Origin of the sequence: Faecalitalea cylindroides ATCC 27803, from assembly GCF_000469305.1 — a bacterium.
In the GTDB taxonomy this organism is placed as follows: domain Bacteria; phylum Bacillota_I; class Bacilli_A; order Erysipelotrichales; family Erysipelotrichaceae; genus Faecalitalea; species Faecalitalea cylindroides.
In genome coordinates this window covers 1-12,479 of sequence record NZ_KI271045.1, presented here as the reverse complement: position 1 = coordinate 12,479, position 12,479 = coordinate 1, and the positions used below count along the sequence as shown (strand labels likewise).

Annotated in this window: 10 protein-coding genes; 7 read left to right on the top strand and 3 right to left on the bottom strand. The window is 32.5% G+C overall.

The genetic code is table 11. The annotated features are described in order from the left end of the window. The 3 genes from HMPREF0367_RS08820 to HMPREF0367_RS08810 all read right to left on the bottom strand — a co-directional run. Positions 1-1,167 (bottom strand): oxidoreductase (locus tag HMPREF0367_RS08820; protein ID WP_035403434.1); only part of this gene is annotated, 1,167 nt, incomplete at its 3' end. A gap of 1 nt (position 1,168) precedes the next feature. Then, entirely contained in the window at positions 1,169-3,088 is a 1,920-nt protein-coding gene (gene baiCD, locus HMPREF0367_RS08815) for a bile acid Fe-S flavoenzyme BaiCD (protein WP_035403431.1), read from the bottom strand. A gap of 245 nt (positions 3,089-3,333) precedes the next feature. Then, positions 3,334-5,217 (bottom strand): BglG family transcription antiterminator, encoded by a 1,884-nt coding sequence (locus HMPREF0367_RS08810; protein ID WP_035403429.1) that lies wholly within the window; start codon positions 5,215-5,217, stop codon positions 3,334-3,336. A 206-nt stretch (positions 5,218-5,423) separates the two neighbouring features. On the opposite strand from HMPREF0367_RS08810, the gene HMPREF0367_RS08805 reads away from it, so the two are divergent. The 7 genes from HMPREF0367_RS08805 to HMPREF0367_RS10775 form a co-directional block, all read left to right on the top strand. Continuing rightward, on the top strand, positions 5,424-5,753 hold the full coding sequence (locus tag HMPREF0367_RS08805) for a PTS sugar transporter subunit IIB (protein ID WP_035403426.1): 330 nt from the start codon (positions 5,424-5,426) through the stop codon (positions 5,751-5,753). Then, complete coding sequence (locus HMPREF0367_RS08800) at positions 5,750-6,991, top strand: PTS sugar transporter subunit IIC (RefSeq protein WP_035403424.1); 1,242 nt, start codon at positions 5,750-5,752, stop codon at positions 6,989-6,991. Before HMPREF0367_RS08805 ends, HMPREF0367_RS08800 begins: the two co-directional genes overlap by 4 nt. 11 nt (positions 6,992-7,002) lie before the next feature. Further along, positions 7,003-7,326 (top strand): PTS lactose/cellobiose transporter subunit IIA, encoded by a 324-nt coding sequence (locus HMPREF0367_RS08795; RefSeq protein WP_035403422.1) that lies wholly within the window; start codon positions 7,003-7,005, stop codon positions 7,324-7,326. Continuing rightward, positions 7,323-8,759 (top strand): glycoside hydrolase family 1 protein, encoded by a 1,437-nt coding sequence (locus tag HMPREF0367_RS08790; RefSeq protein WP_035403421.1) that lies wholly within the window; start codon positions 7,323-7,325, stop codon positions 8,757-8,759. The genes HMPREF0367_RS08795 and HMPREF0367_RS08790 overlap by 4 nt, the downstream gene beginning before the upstream one ends. A gap of 239 nt (positions 8,760-8,998) precedes the next feature. Continuing rightward, positions 8,999-10,570: a type I restriction-modification system subunit M gene (locus HMPREF0367_RS08785; RefSeq protein WP_035403419.1), complete on the top strand. Its 1,572-nt coding sequence runs from the start codon at positions 8,999-9,001 to the stop codon at positions 10,568-10,570. Then, positions 10,563-11,246, top strand: a complete 684-nt coding sequence (locus HMPREF0367_RS08780) for a GIY-YIG nuclease family protein (RefSeq protein ID WP_035403417.1) — start codon at positions 10,563-10,565, stop codon at positions 11,244-11,246. The genes HMPREF0367_RS08785 and HMPREF0367_RS08780 overlap by 8 nt, the downstream gene beginning before the upstream one ends. Next, the coding region (locus tag HMPREF0367_RS10775) for a restriction endonuclease subunit S (protein ID WP_051335236.1) at positions 11,239-12,479 on the top strand (1,241 nt) is incomplete at its 3' end. The genes HMPREF0367_RS08780 and HMPREF0367_RS10775, both read left to right, overlap by 8 nt.

Sequence of the window (12,479 nt, the reverse complement as noted above, 5' to 3'; positions counted from 1 at the left end):
GATACCGCCTCCAGCAATCAAGATATTCTTTGGATCAGCGGTTTTGTTCCAAACAAGTTCTTCTTCTCTTCCTGCACGTGGATTAATTACACAACTTGCTGGATGTCGCTTGGTTTGTTCTCCTACACATCCAATACCACAACCCGTGCATGGAGCAATATCATCATATTGTTCTTTCATTGCTTTTTTGACAAAGGCTTCATCAGCAAGTAGTGATCTACCTAATACAACGCCATCAATTTCATTTCTTTCAATAACATCTGCCATTAATTGAGGATCTAAGATCTTACCAACTGTGATAACAGGTACTTTGGCAATTTTTTTAATTTCCCTGGCTTCAAATAGATTGGTAAATTCACTTTCTGAATGACATGGAATGATCTTGTTGCAGCGCTCATATTGAGTTCCACCACTTATTTCAAAACAATCGATTCCGTGTTCTTCCAAATATGGAATCAAGCGTTTCATATCTTCTAAAGTATTTCCTTGAGGATCTCTTTCACTTCCAGACATTCTTAAGATAATTGGGAAGTCTTGTCCACATTCTTTCTTGATAGCATCAATAACTTCAAATAACAAGCGGGCTCGATTTAATAATGAACCTCCATATTCATCCGTTCTCTTATTTCGTAATGGAGAAAGGAAAGAACCTAAAAGCATATAAGCATGGGCACAATGCAATTCGATTCCATCAAATCCAGCTTCTTTGGCTTGTTTAGAAGCCGTAGCATATTGATGGATGATACCTGGTAATTCTTCTTTTTTAAGTTCTCTTGTTTTTTGTGCCATAGAATTTAGATATACACTTGGTGCCATTGGTGGAATACCAAAGAAAGAACTGATGCTTTCAGGTCCTGGGTGAGTAATCTGAGGTATGATCTTACAACCTGTTTCGTGAATCTTATCTGTAAAAGTCTTAAATCGCTCAATACTGCTTTGATCGCGGAAACAGAGTGTGTTTCCTAGATATGGAACTTTTGGATCAACACTGGTTGCATCCATGATTATGCATCCTACTTCATTTTTTGCTCGTGTTAACCAAAAAGCTTCCATCTTTTCGTTGATGCAGCCATCCTGGCTTTCATATCCTAATGACATAGGAGCCATAAAGGTATGATTTTTAAGTTTCATAGTACCAATATTCCATGGTTCATAAATTCTTTTCATGTTAAACCTCCATTGCGGCATAATAGCCTTCTTCAATGGCATTTAAAGCACGACGTGCAGCTTTGGCATCGCCAATGATTTGATATGGGATAGATAGTTTATCCATCATAGAACATAATTCGCTGTTATCCACAGATTTTGATCCAACTGCATATACAACGTGTTCACAAGGAATTGTTTGACCTGATTCTAATACAACGCCTTCCTTGGATAGTGAATTAACCTTGCTGCTTGGTTTTAATTCAACTTTAAGTTGGTTCATTTTCATCATAACAGCAATCTGGCGAAGTGATCCTAGATCAGCACCAATTTTGTCTTTCATTTCCAGTACAGTAACTTTACAACCTTGTGTTGCCAAATAATCCGCTGCTTCTAATCCAACAAGACCACCACCTATGATGGCAATATAACCGGATAATTTTTCTTTACCCATCAATACATCATTGGCTTGTACATGATGAATTTGATCTTCACCATCTAGACGTAGAGCAATTGGTAAAGCGCCTGTGGCAATAATTACATGATCTGGTTTCTTTTCTTCAATCATTTCTGGAGTAACTTTCGTGTTTAGATGGATCTTGCAGATACGCTCTGTCTGTTTTGCCATTTCGATTGTAGCATCTTCCATTTCTTTTTTTCCTGGTGCTTTACCTGCGATGATAAACTGCCCACCTAAATGATCACTTGCTTCAAAAATTTCAGGTTCATGACCTAATTCTTTTAAAACTTTAGCGGCTTCCATACCACCAACACCGCCACCAACGATCCATACATGTTTTGGATTTTCTGTTTTTGTAAAGGTATGCTCAGCTTCATGACCAATATTTGGATTACGCATACAAGTTATAAATTCACGATTTACGACATCTGTAAATCCATCATAACATCCTTGATCACATCCAATACAATGGATAATATCCTGGGTTCTTCCTTCTTTTAGCTTGTTGACAAGTTCAGGATCAGCCAGTTGTGCACGCCCCATTACAACCATATCCACTTTATCTTCTGCCAAAAGTTTTTCCGCAAAGTCTTCATGATTGATTCGACCAACGCCAATGGTCAACATGTTGGTTTCTTTTCGAATACGGCTCGCATTTTCAATATTGAAACCTTGTGGAACATCAATTGGTGGTACTTCATAAATTGTAGCGGCTGTCAAAATATTTCCACGAGAAACATCCAGTACATCTACACCATGTTCTTTTGCGATATTACAGAAATCAATAACTTCTTCAATCGTTAATCCTTTTTCCAAGAAATCATCGTGTGCATCAATTCGAATGAATAACGGCATATCTTCTGGGATATTGTTTCGAATTGCATCAATAACTTCTAAAGGAAAACGACAACGGTTTTCAAAACTTCCTCCATATTCATCTGTTCTATGGTTGAGTCCACCACTTAAGAATGAGTGAGGAAGATAATTATGCGCTAAGTGAAATTCAATGCAGTCATAACCAGCTTCTACAGCTCTTCTAGCTGCCTGGCCATAACAAAATACAATCTCTTTAATTTGTTCTAATGTGATTCCAGGAATTGTGTATTGTCCTAGATTCATATCCGAAGGTAAAAGTATCTGTGCGCTAGGATCCATGGAAACGGCTAAACCACCTTGCCAAAGTTGAATTCCTGCTTTACCGCCATTTTCATGGATCGCATCGGTTAATTTCTTATGACCTTCAATTAAAGAGTCTTCACAGATCCAAACAAAGTGAGCTGGAGAGCTTGGTCTATGAACAGCAGTAACTTCAACAATGTTTAAGCCACATCCTCCTTTTGCTCTTGCGGCATGATATGCGATCAAACGATCGGTGATCTCACCTTTTTCGCTTGCCATACGAGTTCCCATAGCGGGTAAAATGATACGGTTTTTAAGTTCCAACCCTCGTATCTTGATTGGAGATAATAAATGTTCAAACATAAAATATGAACCTCCTATGTATACCTTAATTTCATTATACTCGAGGTTATTATGAATAACTGTGTTTTGTACTTTTAGGTTGACTTTATGGAATGATTAGTAAAGTGTGAATATATCAAAATGAATAGTGATATAACCATCTTATTACACGAAAACATTTACGAGAATTAAAGGACATAATCAAAGTAGATGGAGTTGTCTATTACATTCACCAGTTATTCTGTAAAATTAGCTATTTAATCTAATTAAAACTGATTATAGTTTTTAGCGATATTATTTAAATTATTAATGAAATCATTAAAATTTTTAGATTTGCATAGAATATTGATATTGTTTGTATTAGATAATATATCAACCATAAAATCATATATATGTGAAAAGGTTTTTCTGTCTTCTAAATTGATACCAAGCATAACAACTAGTTTTACTTTAGGCTTACTTTTTCCCCATAAAAGAGGATATTTAGGAATTGCAATAAAAATAAAGGTTTTTTTTGAATTAACGCTTAAACTATGTGGGATTGCAACCGTATTAAATACAGTATTTGACAATTTTTCTCTTTTTAAAACATCTTCTAAAAAGTATTCATCGATGAGTCCTTTTTCATATGCTATTGAACACATATTTTTAATTAACTCTTTATGATTCTTTTCATTATAGAACAAAAAACAATCTTTTGAGAAAAAACGTAGAAAATTATTATAAAAGAAATTATATTGTTTTTTTCGATAGAGGTTTTCTACCATAAAGAAAACTCTTTTTATATTTTCTTTTGATGGTAATAGTGAAACATGCACACATGGCTCAGGAAACTCTGCATTTGAATCGGTAACGATAAGATCACTATGGTATAATGCCGGGCTATAATCAGATATTGAAACAGATTCTTTTATAATAGCTTTTTCGTCAATGGAACTCATTAAAGTATCTAATACTTTTTTATGATAACTCCAATAATCTGAGTAAATATATGTAATAGTTACTTTATATTCAGAAAAATCACTTAAAGATGAACATATATGGAAAGCTATGTATGTTATTTCATTTTGCGTCATGGATAAAGCATAGTTTTGTTCCAAGTAGCTCGCAATAAAAACAGAAACATCATAGATTAAAGGATATGAATATTTTATTCTTTTTGTTAGACTATCAATATTATAGGCTTCAAAATCTTTTTGTAAGAAACAATTTCTAATATGGATCGTAAAACGAATTTGAAAGTCATCGTCAAAAGAAACGATAGGGAAATTAATTTTTACTTGATCAAGAATCTCATTCGTAATTTGTATATATTTCTTTTCGACATAGTTTTCAATGTTTTTGATGTTTATTTTTTCGGGATCATAAGGAGTTGATAAAGATATTAACATTTCATTGATCCATCTTTTTTCACTATTAGATATATGAATATTTAATTGTTTTTTTATAAAGTATACGAGATCATCAAGAGAATTTTTATAATTATCTGATATATCACATGTTTCTTGTTTTCGATTTTTGATTAAATACCCTTTAGTTATTCTATCTATCATGACATTTAGATTTAGTACCAAAAGTGATAAAGAGTAATCATTAATGAATATATCATTGAGTTTTAAAATCTTTTTAATCTTGTTGATTGGTATTAAGTCATTGGCAAACTGATATTCTCTGAACTTTTCTAAGCTGTTTTTATATATTTGAATGGTTTCAAATCTTCGAATGTCCATTTCTTTACCTTGAAGAGAAACAATTTCACCTTTTTTTTGGAGCTGTATATGAAAAGTTTCAAAAGAATGCTTTAAATTATAAATAATTGATTCCATCAAAGAATAAGAAATAAAATATTTTTCTGCTAAATCATAAAGATTAATACCATTACAAAAATTACAAAGAGTTATTAAAATCTTATTATTGCGATTTTCAATACTATCAGAATTATCGATAGATACATTTTTTCCAATAAATTTAGGGTTTATTTTATATCCCTTATTCGATGATAAAACTATGGTTTCGTTTTTATTGATTTCATTGATATAGTTTGTTACTTGACGTGTAGACACGTTTAAAAAATTACTTAAATCATTTCGAGAAGACCAGGTTGAATGATTATATAAATAAGACAATAAAGTTTCTTTTTTTGAATTCATAATTTATACCTACTCTACAATATCATTTTAATTATATATTTTAATCCATTCAATTATTTTTCTTTCACTGAAAAGTGAATATTAATTATTTGTAATAATGTTTTATCTATCATTTAATGAAGTTGAAATAAGAAGCAAGATGATAAGTCAAATACTAGTTATAGCTCATATTTTGTTTCGCTTTATCAAAGAAAGGAAGAGAATGTATGAAAAAAGTATTAATAATCTGTGGTGCAGGTGCATCTAGTGGATTTTTGGCTAAAAATGTTCGTCAGGCGCTGAAAGCTAGAGATTTGTCCAATGAATATTCAGTAATTGCGCGAAGTGATTCGGAGCTAAGTGAATATATTGATGATATTGATATGCTTCTGCTTGGTCCACACTTAAAATATATGCTTAAAGACAAAGAAGAATATTGTAAAAATCACGGAAATGTTCCTGTATATGTTATTGATCAAAGAATTTATGGCAGCTTAAATGGTAATGGAATTATTGATTTTATTATTGAAAAATTTAAAAGTGGAGGTAAAGTATGAATAAATTTATGGATTTTGTATCGGAAGTTTTAGCACCAAAATTAAATAAAATAACCCAAAACGCATATGTTGCTGCAGTACAAGATGCAATTCTTACAACTATGCCACTTATTTTTATTGGAACAATAGGGACGATTTTGGATACGATTCGAGAAGCATTTCCTAGTTTTCCAGAATGTAGTGGTTTTGCCAGTTTTTCTTTTAGTTTATTATCTCTTTTCCTAGCATTTTTAATTCCAGCTTTTATCATGGAGAAAAAAGATCATAAGCGAACGAGAAATCAAGCTGGTTTAGCTGGAATTTCCTTATTTATTATGGCAATATGTCCAGAAATTTCAGATGATATTTTTTCAATTGAATTCAATGCATTAGGCTCTGGTGGAATGATTGCTGCCATTGTTACTGGCATATTTGTTGGAGCTGTGATGTCGACTTTTAGTCGTTTGAAATTATTTAAAGAAGATAGCCCTATTCCAGATTTTGTTACTGTTTGGTTCGACACTTTGATTCCGATTTTATTTTGTATGTTTGTAGGATGGATCTTAACATCTGTATTAAACATCAATTTATTACACGCAATCAATGATTTCTTTTTGCCACTTGTGAATTTTGGTGAAACATTCTGGGGATTTGTTTTAATTAATTTTCTTTCAATGGCTTTCTTATATTCCTTTGGTATTTCTACTTGGTGTTTATATGGTGTTATGTCAGTTATTGCGCTTACAGGAATTGATGCGAATATTGCGGCTGCAGCAGCTGGTGAAGCAGCAACTCATATTCATTGCTATGAAGTTACATGGATTATGACAATCGGAGGTGGTGGAGCTACGTTGGCTCTAGCGATAATGATGGCATTTATGTCAAAGTCACAAAGGTTAAGAGTGATGGGGAAAACTTGTTTAGTACCAAGTATATTTAATATCAATGAACCATTAGTATATGGAACACCAGTTGCTTTTAATGCAATTTTGATGTTACCAATGTGGATTTGTGGTTTGGTGATTCCAATTATTACATGGTTTGTATTTAAACTTGGATTGGTCCCATTACCAACATCTGTATTCCAACTGTGGTATTTACCAAAACCTATATTTGCTTATTTCTCTACAGGTTCAATTTCAGGAGCGATTTTGTGTTTGGTTCTTTTTGCAATATCGTGGATTATTTATTATCCATTCTTCAAAGTTTATGATAAACAGTGTTTAAAGGAAGAATCAGAAGAAAACATTAAGGAATAGGAGTAAACAAAATGTCAGAAACATTGGATATGATGAATAATTTATCTATGAAAATTATATTATTATCAGGGGATGCCCATGAATTGTTTGAAGAGGCAATGGATGTGGCAGAGGAAAATGATTTTAACAAAAGTGAAGAGTTAATGAAAAAAGGGTTTGATAAATTAACGGAAGCACACAAAATTCAAACAAAAATGATTCAAAGTGCAATTGAGGAAGATCAACCCCAATTACCAGTATTATTTATTCACGCTCAAGATACGATGATGACGATTCAAAGTGAATATAGAATCATGAAACGGATGATTAACTTATATAGGAGAATTCAATCATGAATACATATAGTAAAGTTCCAACCGAATTTCCTAAAGAATTTTTATGGGGTGGCGCTGTTGCTGCAAATCAATGTGAGGGTGCTTGGAATATTGGGGGAAAAGGTATCAGTGTTGCTGATATAGAAGAATTACCTAAAGAGTATGATCGAAAAACTGTTTTCAATTTTAAACATACTTTAGAGGATATCCAACGGCATATTGAAGATAAAGAAGGAAACTATCCAAGACGAAGAGGAATTGATTTTTATCATCATTATAAAGAGGATTTAGCCTTGATGAAAGAAATGGGATTTAAATGCTTTAGAACATCTATTGCATGGACAAGAATTTTCCCGAAAGGAGATGAGAATACTCCAAATGAAGAAGGACTTAAATTTTATGATAATTTAATCAATGAAATCATCAAAGACGGAATGGAACCAATCATAACGATGTCACACTATGAAATGCCAATTCATTTAGTTACAAAATATGGTGGATGGTACAACAGAAAGCTAATTGATCTCTTTTATCGATATGCAAAAGTCTTGTTAGATCGATATGGAAATCGAGTTAAATATTGGATTGTTATGAATCAAATCAATAGTTTTGGTTGGGGTGCTGATTTCCCTGGATTAGGTTTAGCTTTGAATACGCATGAAGATATGTTAGAGGCACGTTATCAATCGTTACATCATCAATTTGTGGCAAATGCTATGATAAAAAAATATGCAAAATCACTAAAATATGATATACAGATTGGTGTTATGAATGGCTGTAAATTTACCTATCCTAAAACATGTTTACCAGAGGATGCTTTAGCCTGTTATCAACATAATGAAATGAATCAATTTTTCTATGGTGATGTTCTTTTAAGAGGAGAATACCCAGGATATGCTTGGCGTTTTTTTAAAGAACATAAGTTTAACCTTCATATGCAAGAACAAGATTTAGCCTTGTTGAAAGAAAATCCATCTGATTTTTTCTCTTTTAGTTATTATTGCACAGCCATTTTCAGTGAAGAAAAGGGATTAGAAGAAAATTCTTTATTGTCAAAGAGTGTGTATGGATGGTCCATTGATTCAACGGGCTTAAGGTATTTATTAAATGTATATTGGGATCGATGGCAAAAGCCGATTTTTATAGGAGAAAACGGTTTAGGCACTTTTGATACATTTGAAAATGGTAAAATTCATGATCAATATAGGATTAATTATCTTAAAGAGCATTTGAAATCATTAAAAGAAGCAATTCAAGATGGAGTGAATTGTTTTGGCTATGCATCTTGGGGCCCAATTGATATTATTAGTTGTTCGCAAGGTGAAATGGATAAGCGATATGGTTTTATTTATGTCGATTTAGACAATGATGGAAAAGGTAGTAGTAGAAGATATAAAAAAGATAGTTTTTATTGGTATAAACACGTGATTGAAACCAATGGTTCAGAATTATAGTTTCATTTAAGATAAAAAACAGGTGTATTGTCTTGTTTGAGGCAATACACTTTTTTTGATTTATTTAAATATTAAACTATTCATGTTTTAATTTTAGATCTAGAAAAAGTTGAGATACATTTTTTGTGATAGTACAATTAATATGTTAAAATTTATAAATTTGAAGTAATAATTTTCGGTTTTATTTTCAGAATCTACTTTCAATAATATTAGTAAAAGGAAATTTATGGGGGTTAATTATGGACACAAAAAGAGAACAAGAACGGCAGGAACTGTACAAAGGAATTTGGAACATAGCCAATGATTTGCGTGGTCAAGTGGATGGCTGGGATTTCAAAGCGTATGTTCTTGGCATGTTATTCTATAGATATATATCTGAAAATCTGACAAGCTATATTAACCATGGTGAATGGGAAGCCGGCGATACAGAATTTGATTATACGACGTTATCCGATGAAGATGCGTTGGAAATTCGAGATGAAATGATTGATATTAAAGGGTTCTTTATATTGCCTAGTGAATTGTTCTGTAATGTTCGTAAACATGCAAAAGACAATGAAGATTTGAATATCACTTTAAAGACTATTTTTACGAATATTGAGGCATCTTCAAAAGGAAAAGCCAGTGAAAAAGATTTTGAAGGCTTATTTGATGATATCGACGTTACCAGCAATAAACTAGGTGCGACAGTCGCAGAAAAGAATAAGAAACTGGTTGCATTGATGGATGGAATCGGAGAAATGAAACTTGGTAATTTCCAGGATAATACCGTTGATGCATTTGGTGATGTATACGAATATTTGATGGGTATGTATGCATCCAATGCCGGTAAATCTGGTGGTGAATACTTTACACCACAGGAAGTTTCAGAATTGCTTGCTAAACTAACGATTATTGGAAAGGATTCTGTAAACAAAGTCTATGACCCCGCATGTGGTTCGGGTTCGTTACTGCTTAAATATGCCAAAATTTTAGGTAAAGATAAAGTTCGTAATGGTTTCTATGGTCAGGAAAAGAACATTACAACGTATAACTTATGTCGTATCAATATGTTCCTTCATGATATTGATTATGATAAGTTTGATATTGCATTAGGTGATACTTTAATTAATCCAAAGCACTGGGATGATGAACCGTTTGAAGCTATCGTTTCAAATCCGCCATATTCTATAAAATGGGAGGGCACAGATAATCCTGTTTTAATTAATGACCCTCGTTTTGCGCCAGCTGGTGTACTAGCACCAAAATCAAAAGCGGACATGGCTTTTATCATGCATATGCTTTCCTGGTTGGCCCCGAATGGTGTAGCTGCCATTGTATGTTTTCCCGGCATTATGTATCGCGGAGGGGCTGAACAAAAGATTCGTAAATATTTAGTTGATAATAACTTTATTGATGCGATTATTCAGCTTCCAGATAATCTTTTCTTTGGAACCTCTATTTCAACAAACATTATGATTTTAAAAAAGTCAAAAGAAGGAAATAATGTATTGTTCATTGATGCATCCAAAGAATGTAAAAAAGTTACCAATAACAACAAATTAGAAGAACAAAATATCGATAATATTGTCGATTATTATACAAAATACGAAGACAAAGACTATATTTGTAAAGTTGTTAATCGAGACCAGATTGCCGAAGAAGATTATAACCTTTCTGTATCCACTTATGTAGAACAAGAAGATACTTCTGAAAAGATTGATATTAAAGAGTTGAATGCTAAAATCAAACAAATCGTTGCTAGAGAAGAAGTATTAAGAAAGGAAATCGATAAAATAATCGAGGAAATTGAAGGTGATTCCAATGAGTAATTCGGTTGGATACATCTATATATTAACGAATCCATCTTTTAAGGAATATGTAAAGATTGGATATGCAGATGACGTACAAAAGCGATTGAAGCAATTGAATCGTAGTGAATGTATACCTTTTGCATTTCGTGTGTATGCCACTTATGAAGTGGATTCACGTCTTTCAGACACAAAGATACATTCCATTATTGATAAATTAAATCCAAATCTTCGTTCTATTGAAACATTTGAAGGAAAGGAACGTAAACGTGAATTCTATGCGATGTCTCCTGAAGATGCTTATAGTATTTTGGAAGCAATTGCTGAAATCAATGGTAGACAAGATAAATTAAAGAAAATTCAGCCCACTATCGAAGAACAAAATGAAGAAGATGAAGCAGAAGAAATTGAGGAAGAACACCATGAAAGGTGGGCTCCATTTAAATTTTCTATGTGTAATATACAGCCAGGTGAAGAAATTGTCTTTTCTAATACTGCTAGTCCTTATGATGGAGAAGTATGTAAAGTTTTAAACGATAAACAAATCGAATATAAAGGAAAACCTTGGTCTTTATCTGCTTTAGCAACTAAGCTTTCTAATTCAAAATGGAGCGTTGCAGGTCCGAGATACTTTAAATATAAGGGCGAATGGCTGAATACAATACGAGAACGTATGGAGGCTGAATCAAATGAGTAAATTAGAAGAATTAATACAAGAATTATGTCCAGATGGAGTGGAATATAGAGCATTATATGAAATTTTTATAACTAAAAATGGTTATACTCCATCTAAAAAGCATAAAGAATATTGGGAACAAGGTACTATACCATGGTTCAGAATGGAAGACATTAGACAAAATGGCAACATATTAAGTGATTCTATTCAAAAAGTTAATGTAAAAGGGGTGAAAGGAAGCTTATTTCCAGCAAATAGTATTATAGTTGCAACATCTGCCACTATAGGTGTTCATGCTTTAGTTACTGTAGAATCTTTGTCTAATCAAAGATTTACATATTTAATTCTAAAAGATGAATATAAAGATAAATTTAATATAAAGTTTTTGTATTATTACTGTTATAAGCTCGATAAATATTGCCTTGATTGCTTGAATTTAAGTAACTTTTCTTCGGTAGATATGAACAAATTTAATAAGTTTCTTTTTCCTATTCCACCACTGCCTGTACAGGCTGAAATTGTCCGAATATTGGACAATTTCACAGAGCTAACAGCAGAGCTAACAGCAGAGCTAACAGCAAGAAAACAACAGTATGAATACTATAGAGATAGTTTACTAAACTATGACGATAAGATTCCTAAAGTGAAATTAGGAGAAATTGCGGATATATATGATGGTACACATCAGACTCCCAAATATACTAGTAATGGTAGTCCATTTATAAGTGTTGAGAATATTAATGATATTTATTCTAGTACAAAATATATTTCTGTAGAAGATTTTACGAAATATAAGATAAAACCACGAATCGGTGATGTATTTATGACTAGAATTGGCACAGTTGGGAAATGTGCTGTAGTAACTGAACAGAAGAGTTTGGCATATTATGTTTCCTTGGCATTAATTAGGCCTCAGAAAGATAGAGTATCTAGTGCATATTTAAAATATATAATTGAGAGCAACATTGGTAAAAAGGAACTATATAAAAGGACCTTAATTCATGCGGTTCCAATTAAAATAAACAAAGATGAAATTGGAAAAATACAAATTCCATTGCCATCTCTTGATGTTCAAAATCGTCTTGTTGAAGTATTAGATAACTTTGAATCCATCTGTTCTGACTTAAATATTGGTTTACCTGCGGAAATTGAAGCACGTCAGAAACAATACGAATTTTATCGAGATTCCCTCTTGACATTCGCTGAAACTGGTCGCATCATGTCACAGACAGACAGACAGACAGACAGACAGAC